Annotated in this window: 12 protein-coding genes and 1 pseudogene; 5 read left to right on the top strand and 8 right to left on the bottom strand. The window is 69.7% G+C overall.

All coding sequences use genetic code 11. The features are described 5' to 3' along the window. Positions 1 to 139 precede the first annotated feature (139 nt). On the top strand, positions 140 to 775 hold the full coding sequence (thpR, locus tag ACFXOA_RS24710) for an RNA 2',3'-cyclic phosphodiesterase (RefSeq protein WP_385032540.1): 636 nt from the start codon (positions 140 to 142) through the stop codon (positions 773 to 775). A 52-nt stretch (positions 776 to 827) separates the two neighbouring features. Here the strand turns inward: thpR and ACFXOA_RS24705 are convergent, their stop codons facing one another. Continuing rightward, on the bottom strand, positions 828 to 1,220 hold the full coding sequence (locus tag ACFXOA_RS24705) for an STAS domain-containing protein (protein WP_385032537.1): 393 nt from the start codon (positions 1,218 to 1,220) through the stop codon (positions 828 to 830). Between the two features lie 310 nt (positions 1,221 to 1,530). Here ACFXOA_RS24705 and ACFXOA_RS24700 point away from each other — a divergent pair, with 310 nt between their 5' ends. Next, the gene (locus tag ACFXOA_RS24700) at positions 1,531 to 2,022 is read left to right on the top strand and encodes a MarR family winged helix-turn-helix transcriptional regulator (protein ID WP_385032650.1); all 492 of its coding nucleotides are present in this window, start codon (positions 1,531 to 1,533) and stop codon (positions 2,020 to 2,022) included. Positions 2,023 to 2,043: 21 nt separating this feature from the next. On the opposite strand, the gene ACFXOA_RS24695 is transcribed toward ACFXOA_RS24700, so the two are convergent. Continuing rightward, positions 2,044 to 3,231, bottom strand: a complete 1,188-nt coding sequence (locus ACFXOA_RS24695; protein WP_385032647.1) for a PP2C family protein-serine/threonine phosphatase — start codon at positions 3,229 to 3,231, stop codon at positions 2,044 to 2,046. 266 nt (positions 3,232 to 3,497) lie between these two features. Between ACFXOA_RS24695 and ACFXOA_RS24690 the strand changes: the two genes are divergently transcribed. Beyond that, complete coding sequence (locus ACFXOA_RS24690) at positions 3,498 to 4,382, top strand: SigB/SigF/SigG family RNA polymerase sigma factor (protein ID WP_385032534.1); 885 nt, start codon at positions 3,498 to 3,500, stop codon at positions 4,380 to 4,382. 75 nt (positions 4,383 to 4,457) lie between these two features. Beyond that, positions 4,458 to 5,054: a DinB family protein gene (locus ACFXOA_RS24685; protein WP_385032531.1), complete on the top strand. Its 597-nt coding sequence runs from the start codon at positions 4,458 to 4,460 to the stop codon at positions 5,052 to 5,054. A gap of 82 nt (positions 5,055 to 5,136) precedes the next feature. On the opposite strand, the pseudogene ACFXOA_RS24680 reads toward ACFXOA_RS24685, so the two are convergent. From ACFXOA_RS24680 to ACFXOA_RS24655, 6 genes and pseudogenes are all read right to left on the bottom strand, one after another. After that, positions 5,137 to 6,205: pseudogene (locus ACFXOA_RS24680) on the bottom strand (glycoside hydrolase family 43 protein). Between the two features lie 192 nt (positions 6,206 to 6,397). After that, positions 6,398 to 7,465, bottom strand: a complete 1,068-nt coding sequence (locus ACFXOA_RS24675; protein WP_385032528.1) for a LacI family DNA-binding transcriptional regulator — start codon at positions 7,463 to 7,465, stop codon at positions 6,398 to 6,400. 83 nt (positions 7,466 to 7,548) lie between these two features. Beyond that, entirely contained in the window at positions 7,549 to 9,279 is a 1,731-nt protein-coding gene (locus ACFXOA_RS24670; protein WP_385032525.1) for a glycoside hydrolase family 43 protein, read from the bottom strand. A 40-nt stretch (positions 9,280 to 9,319) separates the two neighbouring features. After that, positions 9,320 to 10,237 (bottom strand): carbohydrate ABC transporter permease, encoded by a 918-nt coding sequence (locus ACFXOA_RS24665; protein ID WP_385032523.1) that lies wholly within the window; start codon positions 10,235 to 10,237, stop codon positions 9,320 to 9,322. Between the two features lie 24 nt (positions 10,238 to 10,261). Next, entirely contained in the window at positions 10,262 to 11,206 is a 945-nt protein-coding gene (locus ACFXOA_RS24660) for a carbohydrate ABC transporter permease (RefSeq protein ID WP_385032521.1), read from the bottom strand. Positions 11,207 to 11,333: 127 nt separating this feature from the next. Then, positions 11,334 to 12,614, bottom strand: coding sequence for an extracellular solute-binding protein (locus tag ACFXOA_RS24655; protein ID WP_385032518.1), 1,281 nt, complete (start codon positions 12,612 to 12,614; stop codon positions 11,334 to 11,336). 335 nt (positions 12,615 to 12,949) lie between these two features. Between ACFXOA_RS24655 and ACFXOA_RS24650 the strand changes: the two genes are divergently transcribed. Beyond that, positions 12,950 to 14,590 (top strand): endo-1,3-beta-xylanase, encoded by a 1,641-nt coding sequence (locus ACFXOA_RS24650; protein WP_385032515.1) that lies wholly within the window; start codon positions 12,950 to 12,952, stop codon positions 14,588 to 14,590. The last annotated feature ends 55 nt before the right edge of the window (positions 14,591 to 14,645 follow it).

The following is a 14,645-nucleotide window of genomic DNA, read 5'->3' as shown; positions in this document are numbered from 1 at the left end:
CGTGGCTCTCGGTGAGGTCCTGCCCCCGTGGACGCGGGGGCCACGCTCACGGGGAGCCGCCGCCGCTCGACGGGGTGCGGCCTTCACGCAATCCGTCCTGAGGCGCGGGTGTCCATCCGCACCGCCGGGCCGGGCCCTGATGAAGGGCCACCGCCACCCGGATGGTACGAAGTCAGGTGTGGAGGATCGGAACCGGCCCGCGACCGTACGCGTCTTCATCGCTCTCGCCCCTCCGGACGACGCCAAGGAGGAACTCGCCCGTGCGCTGCGTCCTGCGTACGCACGGTACCCGCGGATGCGGTGGAACCGCGTCGAGGACTGGCACATCACACTGGCCTTCCTCGGGGAGATTCCCGCTGCGGGCGTGCCGGCGCTGATCCCGCCGCTCGCCGGCCTGGCGGTGGCACACCGGCCGCCCCGGCTGAGCCTGGGCGGCGGCGGAGTCTTCGACGACCGGGTGGTCTGGAGCGGGATCGACGGGGACCTCGAAGCGCTTCACGCGCTCGCGGACGATGTGCGCGGCGTCGTCAGGGAGTGCGGCGTCGCGTTCGAGGGACGTCCGCTGCGCCCTCATCTGACGCTGGCCCGGGCCCGTCGCGGTGACCACGCGTCGGCTGCGGAGATCGCCGAGAGGATCGCCGGGTTCGGCGGACTCCCCTGGTCCGCGGAGTGTCTGCACCTGGTCGGGAGCAATGCCGGCCGGAGCAGCGGGCCGATTCACTACCGCGATGTCGAGGCGTGGCCGCTCGGCGGCGGGAGGGCGAGAGGTGCCTGATCCGGGGGCCGGTCCGGAGCGCTCGGCCCGGGCGGAGCCGGTGCGGGAGCGCTCAGAGGTCCTCCTTCTCCCCCGGCGCCCCGTCGGGTACGCCGATCCGGCGCAGCGCCTCGGCCGTGGTGGCGTGTGTGGGTATCAGGTGGCCGACCCCGGTGATGTCCAGCAGCCGGGCGAGGTGCGGGGGTGCGCCGGCCAGGGACAGGGACCCGTAGCGGTCCTTCGCGTACCGGAGGATGCCGATCATGGTGTTGAGGCCCGACGAGTCGCAGAACTCGACCGGCGCCAGGTCGAGGACGATGTGCGGGCTGCCCTGCCGGATCAGCTCCAGCGCCCTGGATCGCAGGACGGGGACACTGTCCACGTCGATCTCGCCGGCCACCTCGAGAACGGCGATCGAGTCCGCCGGACGGCGGACGGTGAGGGTGAGGGTCGGGCTGTGCGTCATGGGTCTCAGTACTCCAGGCCGGTGGGCGGTCGCCGTCGCGGCGGTTCGGCGGTGACTGCTGGAAGATCACGCATCGGTTGCCGCTGCGAAACCGTACCCCATGGAAACTATTGCCATGCGGAAACATATTGAGGCGTCCGCCGCTTCGGAGACCGTTGCCGACAGGGGTAGGATGTCCGGTGCCACGGACATGTCCCGAGATCCATATGGTCCTGGCCTTCCATACGAGCGCATCGGATACCCGGCTCGTTCCCTCGGTCCGGTGACGGGACGGACGAGTGCAGCGATGCCGGATCGGAGTGTCATCACCATGGGCCTGAGCCCCGAACCCGACCACCGGTCCCGGGAGGCGGCCCGCGAGGGTTCAGAGTTCGTCGAACTCCTCGAAGTCCTCTGGGAACAGGGCCGCGAAGCCGTCCCGACGGGCCCTGTCTCCCCGTCGCAGCTCCGCGTGCTCTACACGCTGGACCGCGAGGAGGGCATCAATCTGCGCATGCTCGCCGAAGCGCTGGGTTCGGCCTCCCCCTCCGTCAGCAGACTGTGCGACCGGCTGCAGGCGACGGGACTGGTGGAGCGCACTCCCAGTCCGGTGAGCCGACGTGAGCTGGAACTCCGGCTGACCAGTCACGGCAAGGCCTATCTCGTCGATCTGCGGATGCGCAGGGAAGAGGTGCTGATGTCCACCATCGACGCCATGCCGGCCAAGGCGCGGCGCGCGCTGCTCGAAGGACTTCGGGCCTTCCGGAACGCGGCCGCGGGCCAGGACGACGACGGGGCGAGACGGTTGCGGTCGACCGGATAGGAGACGGCGGCCCGGAGCAGCTCATTCCGACTGGTCGTGGGCGGAGGAACGCCGGCCGTACCAGTCAAGGCAGACCACAAGGGCGTCGTCGTCGAGCGGCGCCGCGGACCGGTAGTCCCGCAGATCCCGCAGGACAGCCAGGGGCACCTGCTCGGGCGGGAGCAGGCGGTGCCCGGAGAGCGAACGCGCCAGGGCGCGTTCGCCGTAGCGTTCACCTGCCTTCGACACACTCTCGTAGACACCGTCGCTGCCGATGAGCAGCCGGTCACCCGGCTCGACGACCAAGCGCTCGGCGGTGTACTCGGTCTCCTCGAACATGCCGAGCGGGAGCTGCGCGTCGAAGCCGACGGGCTCGACGCCGCGTCCCCGCAGCCGCCACATGCGAGGGGATCCCGCGTCCACGGCCTCGACCTCACCCGTGGCGAGGTCGAAGCGCAGCAGCAGGACCGACGCGTACAGCGCTCCTCGGTACTGGGCGTACACCGCCTGGTCGGCGAGGCTGGCCTGGCCGGGCAGGTCGAGTCCCGCACGCCGGGCGTTGCGCAGCGCGTTGACGACGAGGTTGGTGAGCAGCGCCGCCTCCATGCCCTTCCCCATGCCGTTGGTGACGGTCAGGGTGAGGTGGTGGGCCGAGACCGACCAGTCGAAGTTGTCTCCGAAGATCGCGTAGGCGGGCTCGAGATGGGCGCCCATCGAGAACTCCGGGCGGGTGACCGAGCGCCCGGGCAGCAACTGCCACTGCATCTCGGCGGCGAGCGTCAGCCGTGTGGCGCGCCGGGCGAGGAGATAGAGGTCGGTGTCCCGTTCGGCGACGAGGATCTCGTGACCGAGGGCCTCACAGATCTGCTGCATACCCCCGAGGTCCGCGGGGGTGCAGGAAGCCCGTGGCACGGTGCCGCTGAGCACCCCCAGCCGGTCACCCCGGACCGTGACCGGCAGATGAACCGATACCGGGCCCCGCTCGGGCAGGGGTTCCACATAGGGCTCCTGAGCACCGAACGCCCGCCCCTGCGGACTGCCGTGGACGGGCACCGGCTCGGCGAGGGGCGCCTCGGACACGACCTGGAGCATGGTCATGCCGTAGTCGGCCATCCGCAGTTCCACGCTCTCGACGCCCCATCGCTCACGGAGGGCCGCCGTGGCGACGTCGAGAAGCAGATGGGGCGCGGCCTTGCGCAGTTCCCGCTCGACGGCAGCGAATCTGTCCACGTGATCCTGTTTCTCGTCGTGCTGCGCCGAACCCGGACCGTCCGAGGGCGCCCGGTCGTCGGCCTCCAGCGTACGGGCCTGTGCCCGGTCGAGCGCGACGCGCACCAGGTCGCGCCGCCTTCCGGGGCAGCTCATCCTACGATGCCCAAGGGCAACTGTTTCCACGCAGCAAGAAATTTCGGCCCGGGCGACGCATGGGTCCTCCCGCGCGGGGCAGGGGCCTCGTCAGGAAGCGCGCTCGCACGAGCAAGGGTGGGACGGAAAAAATGATCACTGAAGAGACGGCCGGGGACATACGGACTGACGAGACGTCAGTCGGACAGGCCGCGCCGGAGCGCGTCGGTGAGCTGCCCTGGATCGATGACACGGGCAAGGTGTCACCGAAGGACGCCCGCGCCCTGTCGGCCCTGTTCTTCGAGAAGCTGCAGGTGCTGGAAGAGGGCACACACGAGTACCAGTACGCGCGCAACACCCTCATCGAGATGAACATCTCCCTCGTCCGGTTCGCCGCACGCCGCTTCCGCAACCGGGGCAGCGGGGACATGGAGGACATCACCCAGGTCGGGACCATCGGCCTCATCAAGGCGATCGACAGATTCGAGCTCTCCCGGGAGGTCGAGTTCGCCACGTTCGCCGTGCCGTACATCGTGGGTGAGATCAAGCGCTTCTTCCGCGACACCACGTGGGCGGTACACGTCCCCCGGCGGCTGCAGGAGCTACGGGTGGAGCTGGCGAAGGCCAAGGACGAGCTCGCCACCGTACTGGACCGCGATCCGTCCCCGAGGGAACTGGCCGAGTACATGGGGCTCAGCGAGGACGAGGTCATCGAGGGCATCATCGCTTCGAACGGCTACACCGCGGGCTCCCTGGACCTGCCGACCTCCACCGGCGAGACCACCGGGTCCTCGGCCCGCACCTTCGCCGACATCCTGGGTGAACCCGACGCCGCCATGGAGACCGTGGAGAACCTGCACGCCCTGGCCCCGCTGATGGGGCAGCTCGACGACCGCGAACGGCGCATCATCGAGATGCGCTTCGGCCAGGAGATGACCCAGGCGCAGATCGGCGCCGAGCTCGGCGTCTCACAGATGCACGTCTCCCGCCTCCTCACACGGACGCTCGGGAAGCTCCGTACGGGAATGCTGGCCTGAGGGCTGACCCGCGCCGGGACGGCGAGCGCGGTCGTCGGAGCCTCCGTTGTCGGTGCCGGGTGCGAGACTTCCGGCATGACCGAGGCGAATGCGAAGGCAGAGCTCCTCCGGTATCTGCAGGAGGGGCGGGACGCCCTGCTGCGGAAGCTGGAGGGGCTGCCCGAGTACGACGTACGCAGGCCGCTGACGCCCACCGGCACCAACCTGCTGGGGCTCGTCAAACACTGCGCGGGCGTGGAACTGGGGTACTTCGGCGACACGTTCGGACGGCCCTTCTTCACCGGGCCGGCGCCGCGCTGGTGGTGGGCCGGGGACCCTGATCCCCAGGCGGACATGTGGGCCGCCGCCGACGAGTCACGCGAGGAGATCGTCGGCCTGTACCGGGCGGCGTGGAGACACTCCGGCATGACGGTCGCGGCACTCCCCCTCGACGCGGTCGGCCGCGTCCCCTGGTGGCCCGAGGAGCGCCGGGAGATGACCTTGCATCACGCCCTGGCACGCGTCATCTCCGACACCCAGCGGCACGCGGGCCACGCGGACATCGTGCGCGAGCTGATCGACGGCGCCGTGGACTGCGCTCCGGGCAAGGACGCGATGTCCCCTCAGGAGCGGCGCTCCTGGGAGGAACACCGGCGGCGGGTGGAGGACCAGGCCAGGGCGGCGGGCGCCTGAGCGGGCGTCGTGCCGCCTCGTGGGCCCCGGACCCCGAGCCGCCCGTCGCGGGGAGGCCGCCCGGGGTCCGGGACTCCATGGGTCACTCGAAGAACTTCAGGCTCCAGCCGGTGTCGCCGGACGGGCCCGGCACGTTGGCACGGCTGTAGGTGATGCCGCCCCACCATGCGAACGTGCCGGTGTACCAGTACCGGTTCTCCCAGGCGTACGGGGTCCCCTTGGGCACCGCGTGGAACATGGACGGGAACCTCGGGCCGGCCGGAGGGCTGGTCGCGATGTCACCGTCGAGCAGCACGAAGCTGTGGTGGCCGGGTCCGTCGACGTACAGGGTCGGGTCCCAGCCGGACATCATCGTCGTACGGTTCGAACCGAACAGGCAGCCGTTGGACTTGTACCAGTCCCACACATACGTCGGATCCCCGCCCGCACGCAGCCTCAGGTCCGCGAGACAGTACTGGTCACTCCAGCTGCCGTTGGCCGAGTACACGATGTGCAGTTGGCCGTTCGGGTCCTTGATCGGCTCGGGCCCTTCGTTGATGAAGGGGTTACCGACGACGCGCTCCCAGCTCTCACGGGGTTGCGAGATGACGTACCGCGCGCCGGTGGGTGCGGTCGGGGTGCTCATACGCGCGATGTAGAGGTTCTGCTCGACATCGGTGTCGCCGGCCCAGCCGGACCAGACGAACCACCGCTGTCCGCCGAAGGTGAAGCGCGCCGTCGATGGCCCACTTGTCGTCGGGCAGCGCCAGCTTCGACTCGGCGGTGTATCCGGTGTCGGGGGACGCCGAGCTGATCACGTACATGCGGTGCGCCGCGCCTCTGCCCGCGGAGAAGTAGACGTAGTAGCGTCCACCGTCGCGGACGATCTCGGGAGCCCACACCTCGCCGAGCCCACGGGTGTCCGACCAGACCTGCCGGGGCGTGGCCGACGCCAGGGCGGCGGTCGACGACGCCTGTCGTACGGCGATGCCGCCGCCGGTCGACTGGACGGACATGTAGGTGCTCCCGACCCGTATCACGCTGGGGTCCGCCGCCCTGAGGCCGGTCTGCGCGGCGTGGGCGGGCTCGGCGGAGGGAAGGGACATCAGGACGAGCAGGACGCCCGACAGGATCAGGGCTGCGGCGCCGTGAAGGCTGCGAGAGATTCTCATGGCCTCGTTCCCGGGGTTGGCCGCCGCCGTGCCGACGCCGACTTTTACATCGATGGAAGAGTGCCGTAACAGGATCGTGTTTGATCCTGAGCATGTCAACCATTGGGGTGCGCCGGTCCGGGGCGCACGGCGCGGCTGCCGGCGCCGCCGCTCGGGAGCGGCACCGGCAGCCGCGGACGTCGAGCGCCTCCGTCAGGAGCCCGAGCGGGCACCGCGGGCATCCGCGCGCGGGGGCGGCGCCGTGCTCCCCCGCACCACCAGTTGGGTGGCCAGTTCCAGCCTGAGCTGGTCGGCGGGCTCCCCGTCGATGATCCGGAGCAGCGCGTTGGCCGCCACCGACGCCATGTCGAACAGTGGTTGCCTGACCGTGGTCAGCGGAGGGTGGGTCCAGCGCGCGACCGGAAGGTCGTCGAAGCCGACGATGCTGATGTCGCCGGGAATGGAGTAGCCCCGGTCCCGCAGGACTTCGAAGGCGCCGAGCGCCTGGAGGTCACTGGCGGCGAACACCGCGGTGGGAGCTTCCTCGCCGGACGCCTCGAGCCCGTCGAGCAGGCGCGCGGTCTCGGCCCGCCCGGAGGCGTCGTTGAACTCGCCGTGCACCACCCATCCGTGGGGCATGGGCAGACCGGCGCCCTCCATGGTCGCCCTGAACCCGTCCGCGCGGGCCCGGCTGCAGAGCACCTGCCGCGGCCCCGCGAGATGCGCGATCCTGGTGTGCCCCAGTGCGATCAGATGCTCGGTCGCACTGACGGCACCGGCCCAGTTGGTGGCGCCGACCGTGGGCACGAGCGCGTCGACGTTGCCGACCGGGTCGAGAAGCACGAAGGGGACGTCGAGCGCGGTGAGGCGCTTGCGCTGCTGCTGGGTGAGATCGGAGACGACCAGGATCGCCCCGTTGCTGCGGCGGGCGGCGAGTTGGCCGATCCATTCCCTGGTGTCGGAGCTGCGCCCGTGGACGGCGGAGAGGACCATGCTCGCTCCGGCGGCGTGAAGGACCTCTTCGACTCCCCTGATGATCTCCACCGACCAGAGGCTGTCCAGTTCGTTGAGGACCAGGTCGACGACGGCACCGCGCTTCCGGGTCGGCCGGCGCTGGTAACCGAGCTGGTCCATGACCCCCTCGACCCGTTCCTTGGTGTCCGTGGAAACGTCGGAGCGGCCGTTGAGGACCTTGGACACGGTCGACACGGAGACACCGGCCTCGGAAGCGATCATGGTCAGGGTGACCCTGCCCGGCGCGTCTGGGGTGTCCGCAGTCATCCGAGGTGTCCGTTCGAGTGAGAGATTCGCGTGGGGCCGGTCGGGTCTCCCCGGCCGAGTCTGCCATGGTCCTGTGGGCGCTCTCACCTGCCCTCATGAACGACGGCCGTCTCCTGGTACTCGGACCACGCGAAGTCGGCGTGCAGGGCCTCGCCGGTGAGGTCCTGGACGCACATCCCGGCGAAGGCGCCGGTGAATCCCCACGACGTGAAGTGCCCCGAGGCCGGGTCGCCCCGGGTGGCACTCTCGTCGGAGAGGAGGGTGACGTCGAGTTCCGCCTCGAACGGCCTCCACCGGGTCGTGCCGGCGGTGCGCCAGGCGAACCCTCCCCGCGTCCCGCGGACCGTCATCCTCAGATCGACGGGACCGTCGGGAACCGCGACGGCCGGAGCCGGCTCCGTGTACCGCCCGTGGTGGCACTGGCCGATGCGCAGGGTCCGGCCGAGCTCCTCGTCCCAGGTGAGGTGGAGGTAGTGCCAGAGGCTGGAGTTGTAGTAGTGGACGATGCCCGCCATCTGCAGGGGCGAGGAGGGTTCGGACTCGACGCGTGCGGAGAAGTCGAACGAAACCGCCTGCTGCCGGCGCGCGACCATGCTCTGGCCGTGGGTCGATCCGAGGGACTGCCCCCCTCTCAGCCGCAGGTGTCCGGGCCGTTCGGTCAGGCTCAGCCAGGCGGATGCCGGGTGACGGCGCAGCGTCGACCAGTCGGCACGCAGTCGTGGCCCGTCGAAGTGGTCGCGGGTGGGGGGCGCGGTGACCGGGGCGGGAGGCAGCGCGGGCCCGGGCACCACCGTCCGCGGGAGCGGCAGCGGGGCGGCGTGCGCCGTGGCGTCGGCGGCGGGGTCCAGACGCGGCCAGCCGTCGGAGCTCCAGCCGACGCGCTGGATGGCGGTCTCGCGGCCCAGGACACAGGGGCCGAGCGGGCTGAGCGGGCGGGCCGTGAGATGTGCCAGGTACCACTCGCCGCCCTGTGTCTCCACGAGACTTCCGTGTCCCGCCTTCTGCAGTTCCCAGCCGGCATCTCCGGCCGAGGTGAGCAGCGGCCCGGCGGGGTCGGGCTGGTACGGGCCGGTGGGCGTCCGGGAGCGGGCGACGGTCACGGCGTGCGACCAGGAGGTGCCGCCCTCGGCGGTGAGCAGGTAGTACCAGCCGTCCTTGCGGTAGAGGTGCGGCCCCTCGGTGTGGGCCAGTTCCGTGCCCTGGAACACGCGGTGCACCGGTCCCCTGACCCGCCCCTCCCCCCGGTCCCACTCCTGGAGCAGGATCCCGGCGAACGGGTGGCGCCCGGGCCGGTGGTCCCACTCCATCCACAGGGCCCAGCTCCGGCCGTCGCCGTCGGGGCCGTCGTCGTGGAAGAGGGACGGGTCGAATCCGTGGGAGGGGAACGGCACCGGATCCGACCACGGTCCGTCGAGTGAGGGCGCGGTGATGACCAGGTTGCGGACGTCCTTGAAAGCCCCGGAGAGGTTGGTGACGTCGCTGTAGACGAGGTGGAAGCGGCCTTCGGTGTGGCTGAGGCAGGGGGCCCACACTCCGCCGGAGTCGGGGCGCCCGGTGAGGTCGAGCAGCCGCTGCTCCCGCAGGATCCCCCCGAGGGGACGCCAGTTCACGAGGTCTCGCGAGTGGTGCACGGCGACGCCCGGAAGCCATTCGAAGGTGGACGTGGCGATGTAGTAGTCGTCGCCCACCCGCAGGATGGAAGGGTCGGGATGGAAGCCTCGGAGCACCGGGTTGACGATGTCGGCGGCCGTCCGGGCGGCGGGCTCCGGGGGGTGGAGGCGGCCCTGGCCGGGGGCGGTGGGCACAGCGGTCATCGGTTCTCCCTGAGGTGGAGGGCACGGGTGGAAGGCACGCTCAGCCCTTGACGGCGCCGGCCATGACGCCGGAGACGATCCGGCGGGCCAGGACGGTGAACACGACCAGGACGGGCAGCACGGAGACGACGACGCCGGCCAGCATCAGGGTGTAGTCCGTGTAGTAGCCGGCCGCGAGCTGGTTGAGCGCGATCTGCACGGTGCCGTTCTCGGGAGGCAGCGCGATGAGCGGCCAGAAGTAGTCGTTCCAGGCGAACATGAAGGTGAACATCCCCAGCACCGTGGCCGTGGTGCGTACCCCCGGCACCACCACGTACCAGTAGGTGCGCAGCAGTCCGGCCCCGTCCATGCGCGCGGCCTCGATCAGTTCGTCGGGGATGTTCTCCTCGACGGCCTGCCGCATCCAGAAGACGCCGACGGCGGAGACCAGGGCCGGCACGATCAGAGCGGACAGCTTGCCGTAGAGGCCCATGTCGGTGACGAGCATGTACAGCGGGATGATGCCGAGCTGGGTGGGCACCATGACGGTGACCACGACGCAGACGAGCAGCGCGTTGCGGCCGGGGAAGCGGAGTTTGGCGAAGGCGAACCCGGCCAGGGAGGCCAGCAGCACGTTGCTGACCGCCGTCGTCGAGGCGACGATCAGGGAGTTGCCGAGCGCCTGCCAGAAGGCGGAGAGTTCGAAGACCCGCTGGATGTTCTCGATCAGGTGGCCGCCGGGCACCAGAGGTGGTGTCGTGCCGGCGAGTACGGAGTTGTCGTCGTGGGAGGCGACGACGAAGCTCCAGTAGAGCGGGAAGACGGAGGCGGCGGTCACGGCCGCGAGGATGGCGTAGGCGAGCGGTCCCGCCCTGTCGAGCCGCCGGGGGCCCCTGCGGGGCACGGTACGCACGAGGGAACGTGCGCTGCGGACGCCGGGACGCGTGGCGGGCGCCCCGGACGGTGTGGTGAGGGCCATGCGATTCTCCAGGTTGCTGCCGGGTCAGCCGCGATCGGAACGGCGTGCGAGCAGGAAGTTCAACGCGGCGACGACCGCGATCACGAGGAAGAGCACCCACGAGACGGCGGAGGCGTATCCGGCGTCGTTGTTGATGAATCCGTACTTGTAGAGCATCAGCGTCAGCGTCTGGAACTGGTGCTCCGCTCCGCCCTCCGCGTTGCCCTGCTGGTCGAAGAGGAAGGGCTCGGCGAACAGCTGCAGGCCGCCGATCGTGGAGATGACGACGGTGAAGACGATGGTGGGGCGGATGGAGGGCAGGGTCACCTTCCGGAAGGTCAGGAACCTGCCTGCGCCGTCGATCTGTGCCGACTCGTACAGGTCCCTGGGCACCGCCTGCATCGCGGCGAGGAAGATCAGCGCGTTGTAGCCGGTCCACCGCCACATCACCATGAAGCTGATGGCGAGGTGCGAACTCCAGGTGTCGGCGGTCCAGTCGACCGGGTCGCTGATCAGCCCCAAGTTCTGCAGGGCCCAGTTGACGATGCCGAAGTCGCGTCCGAAGAGCTGTGAGAAGACCAGGGCTACGGCGACGACCGACACGTACTGCGGCACCAGGACGAGCGCCCGCCACACACTGGTGGCGCGCAGGTGACGGTCGAGGAGCCAGGCCAGGGCAAGGGCGGCGACGAGCTGCGGAACGGTCGACAGGAGGAAGATGCTCAGGGTGTTGAAGGTGGCGGTGTAGAAGTCCGAGTCCTCCAGGAGCCTGCTGAAGTTCTCCAGGCCGACCCACTCTCCCGGGCCGGCCAGCCGGTCCCAGTCGTGCAGAGAGACCCAGAAGGTCTGGATCAGTGGATAGAGCCCGAACACACCGAAGACGACGAAGAAGGGCGCGATGAAGAGGTAGGGCAGAAAATGCCGGTCCCTGCGCAGCCTCGGCGGGCTGCTCCGGGAGTCCCGGGCGGTGCGGATGGCCTGGAGCGCCATGGTGGTTCTCCGGAGGTGGGAGGGTCGGGGGTCGTCCGGGTGCCCGGCCGGCGGTTTCGGCGCTCGCGCCGGGCACCCGGATCAGTCGTCCGCGCGGACGCGGGTGACGGTGGGGGCAGAGGGGTGGTCAGCGGAGGTTCTTGTCCGCTTCCTCGATCGCCTTGCTCCACGCCTCGTCCGGATCGGCCTTGCCCTGCTCCACCAGCTGGAGGGCGTTCCCGAACGGGATGCGTGCCTGCTGGTCCTTCGTGCCGCGGTAGTTGGGCTTGAGGCTCTTCGCGGACGCCGCGAAGAGTTCACCGGTCGGCGCGTCGTTGAAGTAGGCCTGCTTCGTACCCTTGACCTCGGGGTCGTCGAGGACGGGGACGAGGGAAGGCAGCGCGCCCACGGGACCGGTGAAGATCTTCTTCTGTGCGTCGGCCGACGTCAGGAAGTCGGCCAGTTCGGCCGCCTCCTTGACGTGCTTGCTCTGCTTGGGCACCGTCAGGAAGGACCCGCCCCAGTTGCCGCCGCCGCCGGGCACGGCCGCGATGTCCCACTTCCCGGCGTTCGCCTCGCCTGCCGCCGTCTTGATCTGGCCGGTCATCCATGCCGGGCAGGTCATGGTCGCCATGCGGCCGAGCTTGATTCCGGCGTTCCACTGCTGGCTGAAGGGCTGCAGGTTGGCGGACTGCTTGTCGGCGGTGGCCCGTGCGGTGGCCTCGAAGAACTCACGCACCTTCGGGTTGGTGTCGCCTATGTACGTGTCCTGGGCGTCGAAGAAGCCGTACTCCGTCTGGTTCATCATCGCGGTGAAGATGTTGCCCGAACTGTCGAACCAGGCCTTGTCCTTCACCTTCGCCTGGAACTTCTTGCCGGTGGCGAAGTAGGCGTCCCAGGTGGGCCAGAGCTTGGCGACCTCGGCCCGCTCGGTGGGCAGGCCGGCCTTCGCGAACAGGTCCTTGCGGTAGCAGATGGCGAGGCTGCCGACGTCCGTGCCGTAGCCCATGACGAAGTCCGAGGTGCCGAGCGTGCCCTGCTTCCACTTCCAGCCCAGGTACTCACTGCTCCGGCTGAGTGCGCCGTAGTCCGCGAGGTTGGTGAACTTGTCCTTCACGGCCCGGAACTTGGGGAGGTAGCCCTCTTCGATGGCCACCACGTCGGCGGCGCCGCTGCCGGAGGAGATCTGGGTGGAGAGCTGGTTGTGGTGCTGGTCGAACTGGGAGATGCGCTCCTTGACGACGATGTCGGGGTGGGTGCGCTTGTACTCCTCGATGAGCGGCTTGTAGCCGAAGTCGCTGAACGTGGCGACGGTGAGGGTGATCTTCCCGTCGGCTTCGCCGGAGCCGGATCCGCAGCCGGGGAGGGCGACGAGGGTGACTGCGGCGGCGAGCGCGACGGCGGTTCTGCGGGCACGCGTACGGCCCATGGTGATCCTCCGGGACAGGAGAGCTGGATGAGTGCGACCACGGTGATGGCTCCACGAAACTTATGTCAATGGTTTCGCGAAAATTATCGCGAGCTTGCCAACTGATTACGGTCCGGAGGGACGCCGACGGGGAGGTCCCACGACTCACGGCTGTGACCTGCACATTTGAACCCGGCCCGACCGAAGGGTGCTTGGAGTTTCGTAACCGCACCCCGCTGAGCTGGGGCGAGATACGAAACTTTCGCACTCTGTTGACCTGTGCGCGTCGACACCCTCACCATGCGAACGCCCTGAGGCGACCGCCGAGGGCCCCACCCGTACAGACGGAGAGACCCATGAGGCACACGACGGGACATCGCCCCGCCCGAAGAGCCCTCGCGGCGGCGGCCGCCGCCGCAACCGCCTTGATCGCCCTGGCCGCACTGCCCTCCCCGGCCGAGGCCGGCACGGCGGCCTCCGGACTCACCGGCCGGGGCGTGCCCGCGGACGGCAAGGTCATGATGGTCATGGGCCAGGACAGTGACACGCTCTCCGACTACCGCACCGACGTGCTGGACAAGCCGTCGCTCGGAGCGCCCGCACCTGGCGGCGTGACGCTCTACACCAATCTGGTCCTCGGCGGCTCGCCCGAACCGCTCGCCGGAATGAACTCCTCCGCCAACTGGGGTGCGGGAAGCGTCGACTTCGCCCGTACGATGCGGGAGTACCCCGACGCGACGGTCGCCGTCGGGCTCTACCTGTCGGATGCCACGTCCGGATGCGGCAACCAGCCCCTGCGCGCCGTGATCGGCCGGAACGACGCCGATGTGACGGCGGGGAACCCCAGCCTGATCACGCAGTACCGCGCCAAGGTCGACGAGATGGTCAAGAAGCTCAAGAGCTACGACCGGGACGTACTGCTCCGGATCGGCTACGAGTTCGACGGCCCGTGGAACTGCTACAACTCCGGTTACTACAAGGACGCCTTCCGCTACATCAAGGGACGGATCGACGCACTCGGGGCGTCGCGGGTCGCCACGGTGTGGCAGAGCGCCGCCTGGCCGGTGAACACCAACACCGACCACCCCGAGTGGAACTACATCGTGACCGACCCCGGCCACCTCGACGCCTGGTATCCGGGTGACGCGTACGTCGACTGGGTCGGGCTGTCCTCCTTCTACAACTCCCGTTCCGTGCAGACCCAGTGGGGATGCGGTTCGCACGACACCGATCCCGTGGGCCTGCAGGACCGGGTGCTCGCCTTCGCCCGCGGTCACGGGAAGCCGGCGATGGTCGCCGAGGCGGCCCCGCAGGGCGCCAGGACCGGTGCGAAGACGTCGAGCTGCATCTTCCGCAACAGCCCGGCCGCTTCGAGCGGGCAGGCGATCTGGGACGGCTGGCACGCCGGCTACTTCGACTGGGTGAACAGGAACAAGGACGTCATCCGCGCCGCCGCCTACATCAACACCAACTGGGACGCCCAGACGCAGTGGCAGTGTGCCGCCGGGGCGCAGGCCGGCGGACCGGGCTGCGCCAACGGCAACTGGGGTGACTCGCGTGTGCAGGCCGACTCCACCGTGCTGACCAACTTCCTGGCCGAGATCAAGAAGCCGATGTGGACCGGCGGGTCGGGCGGCCCGGCTCCTACGCCGACCCCGACGTCCACTCCCACCCCGACCCCGACGCCCACGCCGACCCCGACGCCCACCACGGGCAACCCCGAGGACGGCGACTACACGCAGGGCGTCACCCGAGGGGCGGGCACTACGGTCTGGTTCGCGCCCAAGGGGTTCACGGCCACCTTCGTGACCGTCCAGTACCGCATCGGCCAGGGCGCCCCGCAGAACTACTTCCTCACCTACGACTCCGCCGACAAGCGCTGGGAGCTGCCGGTGAGCGTGCCCTCCGGGGCCGAGCTCTCCTACTCGTTCAACTACCAGCCCACCACGCAGACGAGCCAGAAGACGACACCGGTCTACCGGTGGTCGGCCTCCTGACCGGCCGTCGCCTCCCATCCGGGTGCCCCGCGCGGCATCCCCCGCGTGCGGGCAC

This window comes from Streptomyces sp. NPDC059166, from assembly GCF_042755185.1.
Classification (GTDB): Bacteria; Actinomycetota; Actinomycetes; order Streptomycetales; family Streptomycetaceae; genus Streptomyces.
Note: the sequence above shows the minus strand (reverse complement) of the source record. Positions and strands in the feature narration are given on the sequence as shown.

Coding starts and splice junctions, on each gene's coding strand:
- thpR (WP_385032540.1), top strand. CDS start 140: ATGAAGGGCCACCGCCACCCGGATGGTACGAAGTCAGGTGTGGAGGAT.
- ACFXOA_RS24705 (WP_385032537.1), bottom strand. CDS start 1,220: ATGACGCACAGCCCGACCCTCACCCTCACCGTCCGCCGTCCGGCGGAC.
- ACFXOA_RS24700 (WP_385032650.1), top strand. CDS start 1,531: ATGGGCCTGAGCCCCGAACCCGACCACCGGTCCCGGGAGGCGGCCCGC.
- ACFXOA_RS24690 (WP_385032534.1), top strand. CDS start 3,498: ATGATCACTGAAGAGACGGCCGGGGACATACGGACTGACGAGACGTCA.
- ACFXOA_RS24685 (WP_385032531.1), top strand. CDS start 4,458: ATGACCGAGGCGAATGCGAAGGCAGAGCTCCTCCGGTATCTGCAGGAG.
- ACFXOA_RS24675 (WP_385032528.1), bottom strand. CDS start 7,465: ATGACTGCGGACACCCCAGACGCGCCGGGCAGGGTCACCCTGACCATG.
- ACFXOA_RS24670 (WP_385032525.1), bottom strand. CDS start 9,279: ATGACCGCTGTGCCCACCGCCCCCGGCCAGGGCCGCCTCCACCCCCCG.
- ACFXOA_RS24665 (WP_385032523.1), bottom strand. CDS start 10,237: ATGGCCCTCACCACACCGTCCGGGGCGCCCGCCACGCGTCCCGGCGTC.
- ACFXOA_RS24660 (WP_385032521.1), bottom strand. CDS start 11,206: ATGGCGCTCCAGGCCATCCGCACCGCCCGGGACTCCCGGAGCAGCCCG.
- ACFXOA_RS24655 (WP_385032518.1), bottom strand. CDS start 12,614: ATGGGCCGTACGCGTGCCCGCAGAACCGCCGTCGCGCTCGCCGCCGCA.
- ACFXOA_RS24650 (WP_385032515.1), top strand. CDS start 12,950: ATGAGGCACACGACGGGACATCGCCCCGCCCGAAGAGCCCTCGCGGCG.